Genomic DNA, 13,924 nt, shown 5'->3' on the forward strand with positions numbered 1-13,924 from the left:
ATCTCAAAGGAACCCACAAAGGGGTTCATCATAAAGCTCTACTGGCTTTAATAGTTCGACACACTGTTGAGTTCTCAAACAACACACGCACACCCTTTATTCTGACGAATCAGCCTTCAGGGGGCTTGGTACTGCAAGTTTGGGGTCTTGCGCTCCGTTCCCGTTTCGCCGGGCCCGTTCCGCGCTGACTCGTAGAAATTTACACGGCTCGTCTGGTGAGGTCAAATCGCACCCCACAGGCCCCAGCCGGAGACAAAGCCGCAGGTCAGCGACCGTCCAGCGGAGCTGCCACCACACTATCGGACCCTCGTCGAGGATCAAGTGTGACGCCCGTCACAAGAAGTTTGTGGTTTTTCTTTTGACAAGCCGCTGACCTGCGGAAACAAGCAAAAGGCCGCCGGTCCACGGGACCGACGGCCTGTGCTATTGACCCGTTCAGGGGGTGACCCGCACCCCCGCGGTGTTGCGCTTGCCCTTGCGGACCACCAGCCAGCGCCCGTGCAGCAGCGAGTCCGCCGTTGGACGCCACTCGTCCGACGTGATGCGTTCGTTGTTCACGTACGCACCACCTTCGCTGACCGTGCGTCGAGCAGCCCCATTGCCCTGCGCCAGGCCGGAAGCCACCAGCAGCTCGACGATCGTGGGCTGGTCGGCCAGCCGCACCTCGCCGGTCGGCACCTCCGCCATCGCCGCGTCCAGCGTGGGAGCGTCCAGCTCGCGCAGCTCACCGCGGCCGAACAGCGCCTGCGAGGCGGCGACCACCTGCTGGGTCTCCTTCTCGCCGTGCACCAGGTCGGTGAACTCCTGGGCCAAGCGCTTCTGCGCGGCCCTGAGCTGGGGCTTCTCCTCGGTCTGCCGGGTGAGGTCGTCGATCTCCTCGCGGGACACGAACGTCAGCATCCGCAGGTAGGTCAACGCCGTCGCGTCGCTGACGTTCACGAAGTACTGGTACCAGGAGTACGGCGAGGTCATCGCCGGGTCGAGCCAGACCCGGCCGCCCCCGGTCGACTTGCCGAACTTGTTCCCCTCGGCGTCGGTGACCAGCGGCATCGTCAACGCGTGCACGCTCTCCCGGTCGACCTTGCGCACCAGGTCCACGCCGCCGAGGATGTTGCCCCACTGGTCCGCGCCGCCGATCTGCAGCCGGCAGCCGTGCTTGCGGAACAGCTGCAGGTAGTCGTTCGACTGCAGCAGCAGGTAGCTGAACTCGGTGAACGAGATCCCGTCGCTCTCCAGCCTGCGCTTGACGGTCTCGCGGGCCAGCATCACGTTGACCGAGAAGTGCTTGCCCACATCCCGCAGGAAGTCCGTGACCGGCACGTTCGCCGTCCAGGTCGCGTTGTTCTCCACCAGCGCGCCGGTCGGCGAGCCGTCGAACTCCACGAACCGCTCCAGCTGGCCGCGGATCCGCTCGGTCCACTCGGCCACGATGTCCAGCGAGTTCATCGTGCGCTCACCGGTGTCCCGCGGGTCGCCGATCATCCCGGTCGCGCCGCCGGCCAGCACGATCGGCCGGTGCCCGGCCTTCTGGAAGCGGCTCAGGCCCAGCAGCGGGACCAGGTTGCCGGCGTGCAGGCTGGGCGCGGTCGGGTCGAAGCCGCAATAGAGGGTGAGCGGGCCCGAGTCGAGGTCACGGCGCAGGGCGTCGAGGTCGGTGGTGTGCGCGATCAGGCCGCGCCAGGACAGCTCGTCAAGGATGTGCTCACTCACGACCAACGATTTTCCACGACAGCGCCCCCGCTGTCGCACGGGTATCTAGAGGGCGTTGATCGCGCGCGGGTCCAAGATCTTCTGCGGACTGCCGTTCTTGGCCACCCGCAGCATGGCCAGGCCAATCTGCTCGGTGGTCGTCACCGCACCCGGGGCGATCCGCTTGACCAGCGGGTACAGCGGGACCAGCACCTTGTAGAGCACCCGGTACAGGGTGGTCCGCGAGGTGGCGCCGTACATCGGCTGGATGTAGCCGGGCCGGAACATGTAGGCGTGCAACGGCAACGCGAGCAGGTCGTTCTCGGTCCTGCCTTTTACCCGGGACCACATCTGGCGGCCGTTCGGGTCGGTGCCCATGCCGGAGACGTACGTGAACGTCGCGTCCGGGTTGACCTCGGCGAGCTTGCGGCCCGCGGCCAGGGTGAAGTCGTAGGTGATGTGCCGGTAGTCCGCCTCGGACATCCCCGCCGAGCTCACGCCCAGGCAGAAGAAGCAGGCGTCGTAGCCGGTGAAGTCGACTGTGGACAGGTCGGTCAGGTCCGGCACGACCGCCTCGGTCAGCTTCTCGTGCTCCCGGCCCAGCGGACGGCGGCCGACCGCGAGCACCTGGGTCACCTCCGGGTCCACCAGGCATTCCCGCAGGACGCCGTACCCCACCATGCCGCTCGCGCCGAACACGATCACCTTCACGGCACGAGCCTAACCGGCAACTCGGCCAGTCCCCGGCTGCGGAACGACTCGCGCCAGCGTGGCGTGCCCATCCGGACGTCCGGGAACCGCGCGAACAACGTGTCGACCGCGACCTCGAGCTCGAGCCGGGCCAGTGGCGCGCCGAGGCAGTGGTGGATGCCGACGCCGAAGCTGAGGTGCTGCCGCGACTGTTCGTTGGCGGCCTGGATGTCCAGCAGCACGGTCTGTCCTTTGTGGATCTTCACGTGCCCGATCTCGAAGTCCTCCACCGCGAACCGCCGGATCGCGTGCAGGTTCGGGTTGGCCACGCGGAGCAGTTCGTCGACGTCGTGGCTGGTGCCGTGGGTCAGGATGTGGTGCACGCTGTTGCCGATCAGGTGGACCGAGTTCTCGTAGCCGGCCCACAGGATCAGGAACGTCAGCGACAGCAGCTCGTCCTCGCTGAGCTGGTCGGCGCCGTCCCGGGCGGCGATCATCGCGGAGATCAGGTCGTCCTCCGGCCAGGCGCGTTTCTGCGCGATCAGGCCGACGATGAAGCGGCACATGCTCTGCACCGCGTCGCGCATCCCCGAGCCCTGCGTGATCAGCGTGTTCGTCCAGCCGCGGAAGTCGGCCAGCCGGTCGGCGGGGACGCCGAGCAGGTCGCCGATGGTGATCACCGGCAGCGGTGCCGCATAGGTGGCCATCAGGTCGACTTCGTTGGGCAGTCCGTCCAGCAGGCGGTTCGCCGTGGCCTGGACCTTGTCGCGCATTCCGGCGACGCGCTTGGCCGTGAACGCGCCCGCGACCAGGCGGCGCAGGCGCGTGTGGTCCGGCGGGTCGAGGTTGAGCAGGTTCGCGTCCAGCGCGGGCGGCAGCGAGAAACCCGTGTAGCCGCCGGTGGAGTTGTTCTTGCTGAGGGACAGTCTGGGATCGGCCAGGCCGGCGCGCACGTTCTCGTAGCCGGTGACGTGCCATGCCTGGGAACCGTCGGGGAGCTGGATCTGTTCGACTGCCACCGGTCTATTCAACCCGCCGGTGCCACGGGGACACCGCCGGGACGGAACTCGGTGCGCCGGACATCTATCCAGGAGTGATCAACCGCGTCCAGTGTGGCTCAGGACACAGCGGGCTGGCGGCGCTTGCCGCCACGGCGGTAGGCGCTGACCGCGGGCGAGTCGATCCAGAACCGCCAAGGGATGTCCATCGCCACCGCGACGCCGACCCGCGGGCCGGCGAAGATCTCGCCCGCGGGATCGCTCTTGTAGATCCGGACTTCGGCGTCCGGGGCGGTCAGGTCGACGCCGTTCTGGGCGCGGTCGATGCCCAGGACTCCGGTCAGCCGGGCGGGACCGCGGGCGAGGTCGTGGGTGTTGCGGGCGGCGGGGCGGCGGACGCGGGCAAGGTCAAGTCCCTCAACGACTTCACCGGCTCGCAGCAGGACCGCGCCGGGCACGCCGTCGGTGAGGCACACGATGTTCGCGCAGAAGTGCATGCCGTAGACGAAGTAGACGTAGAGGTGCCCGGCCGGCCCGAACATGACCTCGTTGCGCGGGGTTTTGCCGCGGTAGCAATGGGATGCGGGGTCGTCGCCGCCGCGGTACGCCTCGACCTCGACCAGGCGCACGGCCACGGGCCCTTGCGGCGACGAGGTTTCGATCACGCAGCCGAGCAGGAGCTTCGCCGCGTCAACCGGATCGATGGCCAGTTCCTCGCGCGTCAGTTGCCTCACCGGAGAACCACTTCGCCGCCGGACGTCTGGATCACGGCTTCCAAGGCGAGTTCCCCGGCTGCGACCGCCAGCTCCTCGCCGAGCGCGGAAAGTCCTTTGTGGACCTCGTCAGGCGATGGGTGGAAACCACGGAACGACACCAGAGTGGCGCCCTGCACGGCGTCCTTGGACGGATGCGGGCTCGTGCCCCAGTCGATCAGGAACGGCAGCAATCCGGTAGCCGGCGGCGTGAGCTGCCACTCCAGCAGAACCCCGTCCGGGCGTTGCCGGGACATCGACATCACCGGCCCGGGGTCGTATCCCTGAGCCTGCGCACGGGCAACGACGTCCACGATGCCGGAAACCCCGGCCGCCCAGCCGACCAGCCGGGGTTCGGTCAGACCGTCGATCCCGAACGGCCGCGGCTGGGCCGGTTCGGGCTGGTCCGGGTCCGGGCCGATCACCTCGAGGTACGCGCCGCCGCCCAGCCCGGCCAGGAAGTTGCGCGTGCCCAGGCCCAGGTGCTGACCACCCGGGCCGACCGCGATGCCTAACCGGTCCACGATGCCCAGGTCGGGCGTCGCGTAGACGAGGTGGTCGATCACTGCGTCCCCTTTCGCCGTCACCACGATGCCATCCGGCGGCTCCGCGGCGCGCGGCCGGGTGTCAGTCGATCGTCCGGAGAAGGGCCGCGAGCTCGGTGACGGCCTGGTGGGCGTCGGCCCCTTGGGCGCGAACGGTGACCGTGGCGCCCGCGGTGGCGCCGAGGCTCATCACCGCCAGGATGCCGACGGGGTTGACGGTCCTGTCCTGGTGGCTGATCTCGACGTCGCTCTCGAACCCGGCCGCGGCCCTGGCCAGCGCCCCGGCCGGTCGCGCGTGCAGGTGGGCGGGCAGGACGATGCGCGCTTCGGCGGTGTCAGAGTTTGGCGACATGGCGGGCTCTCCTCGCGGCGTCGGCGACGGTGTCGAGGTCCGCGCCGGTGGCCGCGGTGACGGCGGCGGCGACTGCTCCCTCGACGAAGGGGGCGTCCACGAGGACCACATCGGGGCGCGGGTGGTCGTCCAGCACCGCCCGGCTGGTCAGCACCGAGCTGCCGAGATCCGGCAGGACGATGACCCCGCGGCCGTGGTCGGCCTTCTTGAGGGCCAGGACGGTGGCGTCATAGCTGGTGCCGATCGAGCCGTCGGCCGTCCCGGCCGCGGTGACGACGGCACCTGCGGGAACTCCCAGCTGGTCGAGCAGGCCGGAAAGACCGGCTGCCAGCTGCGGGCTGTGCGAAACGAGTACGATTCCCACGGGTTGCATGAATGCGATACTGCCATCCTGACTGCTGTTCAGCAATACCGAATCGAGGTCGCCGTGGTTCAGTCCGTACAGCGTGCGGTCCAGCTCCTGCGCCTGCTGGCCGCCGGCGGCCCCCGGCTGGGCCTGGCCGAGCTCGCCGAACGGGTCGGGGTGGCCAAGCCGACCGTGCACGCGTTGCTGCGCACCCTGGAGGCCGAGGGGCTGGTCAGCCAGGACCGGCAGACCGGGCGGTACGTGCTCGGCCCGGGGGTGCTCAGCCTCGGCAACGCGTTCCTGGAGACCCACGAGCTGCGCATGCGGTCGCTGACCTGGGCGGACCTGCTGGCGTCCAGGGCCAACGAGGCCGTGTGGGTCGGCGTGCTGACCGACGACCACGTCCTGGTTGTGCACCACGCGTTCCGCCCGGAGGGTGCGGTGCAGATCCTCGAGGTGGGGGCCAGCATCCCGTGGCACACGTGCGCGCTGGGCAAGGCGATCGTGGCCTTCCAGCCCGCCCTGCAGGACGAACTGCTGGCCAGGGGGCTGGAGCCGCTGACCGGGCGGAGCGTCACCGACCCGGCGGTGCTGGCAAGCCAGCTGGCGGAGGTGCGCGAGACCGGCTACGCCCGCGAGGACCAGGAGTCCACGCTGGGTGACGCGGGCATCGCCGCGCCGGTGTTCGACCGCTCCGGACTGGCCGGCGCGATCGGTGTGGTCGGCCCGGTCGAACGCCTGCTGAGCGGCGGACAAGGCCAGGAGCTCGCGGTCAAGGTGCGGGAGGTGGCCAGGCAGTTGTCACGCGAGCTTGGCGCGGGTCGCGCGCCGGTCGCCCACCTGACCGCGTGACCGCCCCTTGACAGTGACCTGGGCCACGCCTACCTTCCTCTCATTCAGCATTACCGACCGTCGTTCACTAATTCGGTCTCCTGTTGAGGAGGTGAGCCGTCCACGCAGTCGTGGACGGGCCCCATGGCGGAAAACAGCTTCCCCCAAGTCCTGCTGGCCGAGACGCTCGGCACGGCAACCCTGGTCTTCATCGGCGTCGGCTCCGTTCCGGCGACCCTGATCGTGGGCGGCAACGCCCCGTTCACCATGGCGCAGCTCGGCGTCATCTCGTTCGCGTTCGGCATGGCCGTGATCGCGTTGGTGTACACGATCGGGCACATTTCCGGCTGTCAGATCAACCCGGCGGTCACGATCGCGCTCGCCGCGACCGGGCGCATGCCGTGGCGCCAGGTACCCGGCTACCTGGCCGCGCAACTGGCCGGGGCGACGCTGGGCGCGCTGGCCATTGTCGGCGTGCTCGGGCAGAAAGCCGTCGACACCGGGCTGGGTGTCGCCGCGTACGGTGCGGACGTCGGCGGCGGCCAGGCGTTCGCCGCGGAACTGATCGGCACGTTCCTGCTTGTCCTAGTGGTGTTCGGCGCGATCGACCGGCGGGCGCCGCAGGGCTTCGCCGGGCTGGCCATCGGCCTGGCCGTGTTCGCGATCATCATCCCGGTGGCGCCCGCGACCGGCGCATCGATCAACCCCGCACGCACCTTCGGTCCCATGGTCGTCGAGCAGCTGTTCGGCGGGACAGTCCACTGGGGACAGATGCCGGTGTACCTGGTGGCCGAGATCGTCGGTGGCCTCGCGGCGGGCGCCTGCTACCGCCTGATCGCCGCAACCCGTCCAACCGTGCCGGCAGAGGGAGCAGTGCGGTGATGAAGAAACTGATCAACACGCCCGAATCGGTGCTGTCCGACGCACTCGCCGGGATCGCCGCGATGCACCCCGAACTGCGGGTGGACGCTGCGAACAAGACGATCGTCCGCGCGGACGCGCCAAGACCGGGCAAGACCGCCCTGGTGTCCGGCGGCGGCTCCGGTCACGAGCCGCTGCACGGCGGGTTCGTCGGGCCCGGCATGCTCGACGCGGCCTGTCCCGGCGAGATCTTCACCTCGCCGGTCCCCGACCAGATCCTGGCCGCGGCACGAGCGGTCGACAGCGGCAACGGCGTCCTGTTCGTGGTCAAGAACTACACCGGCGACGTGATGAACTTCCAGCTCGCCGCGGACATCGCCACCGACGAAGGCATCGGCGTGCGGACCGTCCTGGTCAACGACGACGTGGCGGTGCGCGACTCCACCTGGACAGCGGGCCGGCGGGGTACCGGGGCGACGGTGTTCGTCGAGAAGATCGCCGGGGCGCTGGCCGAGCGAGGCGCGGACCTGGACAAGGTCGCCGAGCTGGCCGAACGGGTGAACGCCGCGTCGCGGTCGTTCGCCATCGCGCTCACCGCGTGCACCACCCCCGCCGCGGGCCGTCCCGGGTTCGAGCTGCCCGGCGACGAGATCGAGATCGGCGTCGGCATCCACGGCGAGCCCGGCCGCAGCCGGGAGAAACTGCGCTCCGCGCGTGAGCTGGCCGAGATCGCGCTGGGCGCCATCCTCGCCGACCGGTCACCGGAGCCGGGCGAACAGGCGATCGTGCTGGTCAACGGGCTGGGCGGGACTCCGCTCATCGAGCTGTACATCATGGCCGCCGAGGTCGCGGCCATCCTGTCCCGCCACGAGGTGCCGATCGCCGCGAACCTGGTCGGCAACTACGTCACCAGCCTGGACATGGCGGGCGTGTCGATCAGTCTCTGCCACGCCGACACCGAGATGCTCGACCTGTGGGCCGCGCCGGTCGCCACACCCGCCCTGCGGTGGGGGTGCTGATGGCCGCGCTCATCAGGCATGATGACGGTCCGGCTGCCCGTGTCAAGGAGGACCTGGTGGACATCGCCATGGCCGAGGCGTGGATCCGCGCCATCGCCGTCGCGGTCGACGAGCATCGAGACCAGCTGATCCAGCTGGACGCCGCCATCGGGGACGCCGACCACGGCACCAACCTGTGCCGCGGCTTCACCGCCGTGCTCGAGGCCCTCGGCGACAAGCATCCGCGGACCGTGGGTGAGGTGCTGGTGACGACCGGCACCACGCTGATGTCGAGCGTCGGCGGCGCGTCGGGACCGCTGTACGGCACGGCTTTCCGAGCCGCGGGCAAGCTGCTGACCGAGCCTGCCGTGACACCCAAGCAGCTGGCCGCCGCCCTGTACGCGGCGACGGCCGCCGTCACCCAGCTGGGCGCGGCCACGCTCGGCGACAAGACCATGCTGGACGCGCTGGCCCCGGCGTGCACCGCGTTCGAGGACGCTGTCCTGCACCACGGCGACCTCCCGTCGGCGGCCGCCGCAGCCGCCAAAGCGGCGGAGGAGGGCGCCGTTTCCACCATCCCGTTGCAGGCCAGGAAGGGGCGGGCCTCCTACCTCGGGGTACGCAGCATGGGCCACCAGGACCCGGGGGCCACCTCGACGGCGTTGATCTTCGAGGCGCTGGCCGGCGTCACGCGGTAAGCCACACCCGGTGGCCGTTCAGCCGTGCGACCAGCCGTTCGCGCTGTTCGGCCACCTGGTCCGGTGCGGTTCCGCCGTACGCGTCGCGCGAGGCGATCGACCCGGCGACGGTCAGCACCTCGCGAACATCCGAGGTGAGCCGCGGGTTGATCGCGGCGAGCTCGTCGTCGGTCAGCTCGTTCAGGCCGATGCCCCGCGACTCCGCCGCCCGCACACACCCACCGGCGGCCTCGTGCGCGATCCGGAACGGAACCCCTTGCCGCACCAGCCATTCCGCGATGTCGGTGGCCAACGTGAAGCCCGCCGGAGCCAACGCGGCCATGCGGGCCTCGTCGAACCTGAGCGTGCCGATCATCCCGGCGATCGCGGGCAGCAGCAGCTCCAGCTGCTCGACCGAGTCGAACAGCGGCTCCTTGTCCTCCTGCAGGTCCCGGTTGTAGGCCAGCGGCTGGGCCTTGAGCGTGGCCAGCAGCCCGGTCAGGTTGCCGATCAACCGTCCCGACTTGCCGCGGGTCAGCTCGGCCACGTCCGGATTCTTCTTCTGCGGCATGATCGAGCTGCCGGTGGCCCAGGCGTCGTCGAGCACCGCGTAGGAGAACTCGGCCGTCGTCCAGATGATCACTTCCTCGGCCACGCGGGACAGGTTCACCCCGAGCATGGCCAGCACGAACGCGATCTCGGCGGCGAAGTCCCGGGAGGCCGTGCCGTCGATGGAGTTCTCCACCGGGCCGTCGAACCCGAGGTCCTTGGCGACCGCCGCCGGATCCAGGCCGAGCGACGACCCGGCCAGAGCGCCTGAGCCGTAAGGGGAAAGCGACGCGCGGGCGTCCCAGTCACGCAGCCGCTCGATGTCCCGGGTCAACGACTGCGCGTGCGCCAACAGGTGGTGCGCCAGCAAGACGGGCTGCGCGTGCTGCAGGTGCGTACGGCCGGGCATGACCGCGGTTGAGTGCTGAGTTGCTTGCGCGACAAGGGCATCGATGACGTCGAGGGTGCCGGCGGCGACCCGGCGGGCCGCGTCCCGCAGCCACATCCGGAACAACGTGGCCACCTGGTCGTTGCGCGACCGCCCGGCCCGCAGCTTGCCGCCCAGCTCCGGCCCGGCCCGCTCGATCAGGCCACGCTCCAGCGCGGTGTGCACGTCCTCGTCGGCGACCGTCGGCGTGAACACGCCGGAGACCACGTCGGCCTCCAGCGCGTCCAACGCCTTGAGCATGCCTTCGAGCTCGTCGTCGGTCAGCAGGTGCGCCTTGTGCAGCACGCGGGCGTGCGCACGTGACCCCGCGATGTCGTGCCTGGCAAGGCGCCAGTCGAAGTGCGTCGACGCCGAGAGCGCCGCCATCGCGTCAGCCGGGCCAGAGGCGAACCGTCCGCCCCACAACGAACTCACGAACTGTCTCCTTGTCTCAGTGCTGCTGGTCGCGCTTGGCGGCGATCTTCGAGGGCAGGCCCCAGAGCTGGACGAAGCCCTTGGCCAGCGACTGGTCGAACGAGTCGCCCTCGTCGTAGGTCGCCAGGTTGAAGTCGTACAGCGACTGCTCGCTGCGCCGGCCGGTGACCACCGCGCGGCCGCCGTGCAGGGTCATCCGGACGTCGCCGGAGACGTGCTCCTGGGTCTTGGCGATGAACGTGTCCAGCGCGTCCTTCAGCGGGGAGAACCACAGGCCGTCGTACACCAGCTCGCCCCAGCGCTGCTCGACCTGCCGCTTGAACCGGGCCAGGTCGCGCTCGACGGTGACGTTCTCCAGCTCCTGGTGCGCGGTGATCAGCGCGATCGCGCCCGGGGCCTCGTAGACCTCACGGGACTTGATGCCGACCAGCCGGTCCTCCACCATGTCCAGCCGGCCGACGCCCTGGGCACCCGCGCGGCTGTTCATGATCTGGATGGCCTGCAGGACGGTCACGGTCTCGCCGTCGATGGCGACCGGGACGCCCTTGTCGAAGGTGATCACGACCTCGTCGGCGTCGCGCGGCTCGGCCGGGTTGGCGGTGTAGGAGTAGACGTCCTCGATCGGCGCGTTCCAGATGTCCTCGAGGAAGCCGGTCTCCACCGCGCGGCCCCACACGTTCTGGTCGATCGAGTACGGCGACTTCTTCGACACGTCGATCGGGAGGTTGCGCTCCTCGGCCCAGACGATGGCCTTCTCCCGGGTCCAGGCGTAGTCGCGGACCGGGGCGAGCACCTTGAGGTCGGGTGCCAGCGCGCCGATGCCGACCTCGAACCGGACCTGGTCGTTGCCCTTGCCGGTGCAGCCGTGCGCGACCGTGGTGGCGCCGTGGTACTTGGCGGCCTCGGCGAGGTGCTTCACGATGACCGGCCGGGACAGCGCCGAGACCAGCGGGTAGCGGTCCATGTAGAGCGCGTTGGCCTGCAGCGCGGGCAGGCAGTAGCCGTCGGCGAACTCGTCACGCGCGTCGGCCACGACGGCCTCGACGGCGCCACAGTCGATGGCCCGCTTGCGGATGGTGTCCAGGTCCTCGCCGCCCTGGCCGAGGTCGACGGCGACGGCGACGATCTCCGCACCGGTCTCCTCGGCGATCCAGCCGATCGCCACGGAAGTGTCCAGCCCGCCGGAGTAGGCCAGGACGATCCTCTCAGTCATCTTCGGTGTTCTCCTTCTTCAATCCGGCCATCGTGGTGAAACGGTCGGCCAATTCGGACCCGGTGAGTGGCTCGCGCGCGATGACCATGATCGTGTCGTCGCCCGCGATCGTGCCGACCACTTCGTGCAAAGCCGCTCGGTCGATCGCGCTAGCCAGGAACTGCGCCGCACCGGGAGGCGTGCGCAGGACAGTCAGGTTGGCCGACGAGTCGGCCGAGACGAGCACCTCACCCAGCAGCCTGGTCAGCCGGGTGGTGCCGCCCTGGACCCCGCGGACCGGCGAACCGTCCTCCGGGATCACGTACACCGGCGTACCGCCGTCGGCGCCGCGGAGCTTGACCGCGCCGAGCTCGTCCAGGTCACGGGACAGGGTCGCCTGGGTGACGTCCACGCCCTCGGCCGCCAGGATCTTCGCCAGCTCGGTCTGGCTGCGGATGGCCATGGTGGACACCAGCTCGACGATCCTCGCCTGCCGGGCCACTCGCGTTCCAGCGCTCGTCATTGGGCCAGCAACCAAGTGAGGAGAGCCTTTTGGGCGTGCAAACGATTCTCCGCCTCATCCCACACCACGCTGGCGGGGCCGTCGATCACCTCGTCGGTGATCTCCCAGCCGCGGTGCGCGGGCAGGCAGTGCAGCACGATCGCGTCCGGCGCGGCCCGCTCCAGCAGCGCGGCGTTGACCTGAAGGCGGCGGAACGGGGTGATCCGGTCCTTGCCGTCGTTCTCCTGGCCCATCGAGGTCCAGGCGTCGGTGGACAACGCGTCGGCGCCGTCGACGGCCTCGTGCGGGTCGGTCAGGATGGTCACGCTGCCGCCGGTGTCCACGGCCCGTTTCTTGGCGTCGGTGACGAACTCCTGCGCGGGCTGGAACCCTTCCGGCGAAACGACTCGGACGTGCATGCCGGCGTTGACCCCGCCCAGCATCAGCGAATGCGCCATGTTGTTCGCGCCGTCACCGAGGTACGTCAGCGTGAGACCGGCGAGCTTTCCCTTGCGCTCACGGATGGTCTGCAGGTCGGCGAGCACCTGGCAGGGGTGGAACTCGTCGGTCAGCGCGTTGACCACGGGCACCTTCGAGACCGAGGCCATCGCGTCGATCCGCTTCTGCGCGTAGGTCCGCCACACCACCGCGTGCACGTACCGGGACAGCACCCGCGACGTGTCCTCAATGGTCTCTTCCCGGCCGAGCTGCATCATCCGGCCGTCCACGATGATCGGCTGCCCGCCCAGCTGGGCGATGCCGACCTCGAACGACAGCCGGGTGCGGGTGGAGTTCTTCTCGAACAGCACCGCGATGCTCTTCGGACCGGCCAACGGCTTGCGCCCCAACGGGTCGCTCTTCAGCTCGTCGGCCAGGTCGAGCACCTCGGCCAGCTCGTCCGGCCGCAGGTCGTCGTCCCGCAGGAAGTGCCTCATGATCCCTCCAGGGCGCTGGGCAGGTCGGCGACGAACCGAGCGGCGTCGTCGTGCGTCAGGATCAGCGGCGGCGCCAGCCGGATCACCTCGGGCTGGATCGGGTTGATCAGGTAGCCGGTCTTCTCCGCGGCGGCGGCCACATCGGCGGACTTCTTGCCCCGCAACATGATCCCGATCAGCAGCCCGGCACCGCGGACCCCCGCGATGTTCGGGTGCCCCAGGTTCTCCACGCCCGCCACGATCTCCTTGCCGACCGCGGCGGTGTGCTCCACCAGGCCTTCGGACGCGATCGCGTTGATCATCGCCAACGCGGCCGCGGCGACCACGGGGTTCCCGCCGAACGTCGTGCCGTGGTGGCCGGGCACGAACAGGTTCGCGTTGTCACCCACGGCGATGCAGGCGCCCATCGGCAGACCCGCGCCCAGGCCCTTGGCGAGGGTGAAGATGTCCGGCACGACGCCGACCTGCTGGAAGGCGAACCACGAGCCGAGCCGCCCGAGACCCGTCTGAACCTCGTCCAGGATCAGCAAAGCGCCGTGCTTGGTCGTGATTTCCCGTGCGGCCTGAAGGTATCCCTCGGGCGGCACGACAACGCCCTGCTCGCCCTGCACGGGTTCGACGATGAACGCGGCCGTCTCGTCGTCGATGGCGTCCTCAAGGGCTTTCACGTCACCGTAAGGAATGTGCGTGACGCCGGGGAGCAGCGGCTGGAACGGCGTGCGCTTGGGTTCCTGGCCGGTCAGGGTCAGCGCGCCCATCGTACGGCCGTGGAAACCCCCTGTGGTGGCAACGAGTTTGCTGCGGCCGGTGCGCCGGGACAGCTTCAGCGCGGTCTCCACGGCCTCCGCACCGGAGTTGGTGAACAACACCTTGCCGGTGAGTCCGGCCAGGTCCAGCAGGCGCTCGGCGAGCTCGAGCGCGGGCTTGTTGATGTACAGGTTGGACGTGTGCGCCAGCTTGCCGATCTGCTCGGTGACCGCGGCGACGATCGCCGGGTGGGCGTGGCCGAGCGCGTTCACCGCGATGCCGCTGACCAGGTCCAGGTACCGGTTGCCGTCGGTATCCCAGACGTAGGCGCCCTCGCCTCGCTCCAGCGCCAGCTTGGGGGTGCCGTAGTTGTTCATCATCGCGGCTTCCCACCGCTG

The 13,924-nt window shown here is 69.6% G+C and carries 16 protein-coding genes; 4 read left to right on the forward strand and 12 right to left on the reverse strand.

What is annotated here, in order from left to right; genetic code table 11:
• Positions 1 to 435 precede the first annotated feature (435 nt).
• From tyrS to AB0J95_RS49955, 7 genes are all read right to left on the reverse strand, one after another.
• Positions 436 to 1,710 carry a tyrosine--tRNA ligase gene (tyrS, locus tag AB0J95_RS49925; protein WP_364773683.1) on the reverse strand — a complete coding sequence of 425 codons (1,275 nt, stop codon included), beginning with the start codon at positions 1,708 to 1,710 and terminating at the stop codon, positions 436 to 438.
• 45 nt (positions 1,711 to 1,755) lie between these two features.
• The gene (locus AB0J95_RS49930; RefSeq protein ID WP_364773685.1) at positions 1,756 to 2,400 is read right to left on the reverse strand and encodes an epimerase; all 645 of its coding nucleotides are present in this window, start codon (positions 2,398 to 2,400) and stop codon (positions 1,756 to 1,758) included.
• Positions 2,397 to 3,398: a cytochrome P450 gene (locus AB0J95_RS49935; RefSeq protein WP_364773686.1), complete on the reverse strand. Its 1,002-nt coding sequence runs from the start codon at positions 3,396 to 3,398 to the stop codon at positions 2,397 to 2,399. The genes AB0J95_RS49930 and AB0J95_RS49935 overlap by 4 nt, the downstream gene beginning before the upstream one ends.
• Positions 3,399 to 3,496: 98 nt before the next feature.
• Complete coding sequence (locus AB0J95_RS49940) at positions 3,497 to 4,111, reverse strand: DNA-3-methyladenine glycosylase (RefSeq protein WP_364773688.1); 615 nt, start codon at positions 4,109 to 4,111, stop codon at positions 3,497 to 3,499.
• On the reverse strand, positions 4,108 to 4,695 hold the full coding sequence (locus tag AB0J95_RS49945) for a VOC family protein (RefSeq protein WP_364773689.1): 588 nt from the start codon (positions 4,693 to 4,695) through the stop codon (positions 4,108 to 4,110). The genes AB0J95_RS49940 and AB0J95_RS49945 overlap by 4 nt, the downstream gene beginning before the upstream one ends.
• A 61-nt stretch (positions 4,696 to 4,756) precedes the next feature.
• A complete protein-coding gene (locus AB0J95_RS49950; RefSeq protein WP_364773690.1) occupies positions 4,757 to 5,026 on the reverse strand; it encodes an HPr family phosphocarrier protein in 270 nt (89 codons plus the stop codon).
• A complete protein-coding gene (locus AB0J95_RS49955) occupies positions 5,010 to 5,399 on the reverse strand; it encodes a hypothetical protein (RefSeq protein WP_364773691.1) in 390 nt (129 codons plus the stop codon). Before AB0J95_RS49955 ends, AB0J95_RS49950 begins: the two co-directional genes overlap by 17 nt.
• 54 nt (positions 5,400 to 5,453) lie before the next feature.
• Between AB0J95_RS49955 and AB0J95_RS49960 the strand changes: the two genes are divergently transcribed.
• The 4 genes from AB0J95_RS49960 (at position 5,454) to dhaL (ending at position 8,760) form a co-directional block, all read left to right on the forward strand.
• The gene (locus AB0J95_RS49960) at positions 5,454 to 6,224 is read left to right on the forward strand and encodes an IclR family transcriptional regulator (RefSeq protein WP_364773693.1); all 771 of its coding nucleotides are present in this window, start codon (positions 5,454 to 5,456) and stop codon (positions 6,222 to 6,224) included.
• Positions 6,225 to 6,347: 123 nt separating this feature from the next.
• Positions 6,348 to 7,085 carry an aquaporin gene (locus tag AB0J95_RS49965; RefSeq protein WP_364773694.1) on the forward strand — a complete coding sequence of 246 codons (738 nt, stop codon included), beginning with the start codon at positions 6,348 to 6,350 and terminating at the stop codon, positions 7,083 to 7,085.
• Positions 7,085 to 8,083 carry a dihydroxyacetone kinase subunit DhaK gene (dhaK, locus tag AB0J95_RS49970; RefSeq protein WP_364773695.1) on the forward strand — a complete coding sequence of 333 codons (999 nt, stop codon included), beginning with the start codon at positions 7,085 to 7,087 and terminating at the stop codon, positions 8,081 to 8,083. The genes AB0J95_RS49965 and dhaK overlap by 1 nt, the downstream gene beginning before the upstream one ends.
• 68 nt (positions 8,084 to 8,151) lie before the next feature.
• Entirely contained in the window at positions 8,152 to 8,760 is a 609-nt protein-coding gene (dhaL, locus tag AB0J95_RS49975) for a dihydroxyacetone kinase subunit DhaL (RefSeq protein ID WP_364773748.1), read from the forward strand.
• On the opposite strand, the gene argH is transcribed toward dhaL, so the two are convergent.
• The 5 genes from argH to AB0J95_RS50000 are packed head-to-tail and all read right to left on the reverse strand — an operon-like array spanning position 8,750 to position 13,906.
• Positions 8,750 to 10,150 carry an argininosuccinate lyase gene (gene argH, locus AB0J95_RS49980; RefSeq protein WP_364773697.1) on the reverse strand — a complete coding sequence of 467 codons (1,401 nt, stop codon included), beginning with the start codon at positions 10,148 to 10,150 and terminating at the stop codon, positions 8,750 to 8,752. The genes dhaL and argH overlap by 11 nt on opposite strands.
• A 16-nt stretch (positions 10,151 to 10,166) precedes the next feature.
• A complete protein-coding gene (locus AB0J95_RS49985) occupies positions 10,167 to 11,363 on the reverse strand; it encodes an argininosuccinate synthase (RefSeq protein WP_364773699.1) in 1,197 nt (398 codons plus the stop codon).
• Positions 11,356 to 11,865, reverse strand: a complete 510-nt coding sequence (locus AB0J95_RS49990) for an arginine repressor (protein ID WP_364773700.1) — start codon at positions 11,863 to 11,865, stop codon at positions 11,356 to 11,358. Before AB0J95_RS49990 ends, AB0J95_RS49985 begins: the two co-directional genes overlap by 8 nt.
• Entirely contained in the window at positions 11,862 to 12,782 is a 921-nt protein-coding gene (gene argF, locus AB0J95_RS49995) for an ornithine carbamoyltransferase (protein WP_364773749.1), read from the reverse strand. The genes AB0J95_RS49990 and argF overlap by 4 nt, the downstream gene beginning before the upstream one ends.
• Complete coding sequence (locus AB0J95_RS50000; protein ID WP_364773751.1) at positions 12,776 to 13,906, reverse strand: acetylornithine transaminase; 1,131 nt, start codon at positions 13,904 to 13,906, stop codon at positions 12,776 to 12,778. The genes argF and AB0J95_RS50000 overlap by 7 nt, the downstream gene beginning before the upstream one ends.
• Between the last annotated feature and the right edge of the window lie 18 nt (positions 13,907 to 13,924).

It is taken from the genome of Actinocrispum sp. NPDC049592 (genome assembly GCF_040675465.1).
Lineage (GTDB): Bacteria > Actinomycetota > Actinomycetes > Mycobacteriales > Pseudonocardiaceae > Kibdelosporangium.

Coding starts and splice junctions, on each gene's coding strand:
- AB0J95_RS49950 (WP_364773690.1), bottom strand. CDS start 5,026: ATGTCGCCAAACTCTGACACCGCCGAAGCGCGCATCGTCCTGCCCGCC.
- AB0J95_RS49955 (WP_364773691.1), bottom strand. CDS start 5,399: ATGCAACCCGTGGGAATCGTACTCGTTTCGCACAGCCCGCAGCTGGCA.
- AB0J95_RS49965 (WP_364773694.1), top strand. CDS start 6,348: ATGGCGGAAAACAGCTTCCCCCAAGTCCTGCTGGCCGAGACGCTCGGC.
- dhaK (WP_364773695.1), top strand. CDS start 7,085: ATGAAGAAACTGATCAACACGCCCGAATCGGTGCTGTCCGACGCACTC.
- dhaL (WP_364773748.1), top strand. CDS start 8,152: ATGGCCGAGGCGTGGATCCGCGCCATCGCCGTCGCGGTCGACGAGCAT.
- AB0J95_RS49985 (WP_364773699.1), bottom strand. CDS start 11,363: ATGACTGAGAGGATCGTCCTGGCCTACTCCGGCGGGCTGGACACTTCC.
- AB0J95_RS49990 (WP_364773700.1), bottom strand. CDS start 11,865: ATGACGAGCGCTGGAACGCGAGTGGCCCGGCAGGCGAGGATCGTCGAG.
- AB0J95_RS50000 (WP_364773751.1), bottom strand. CDS start 13,906: ATGATGAACAACTACGGCACCCCCAAGCTGGCGCTGGAGCGAGGCGAG.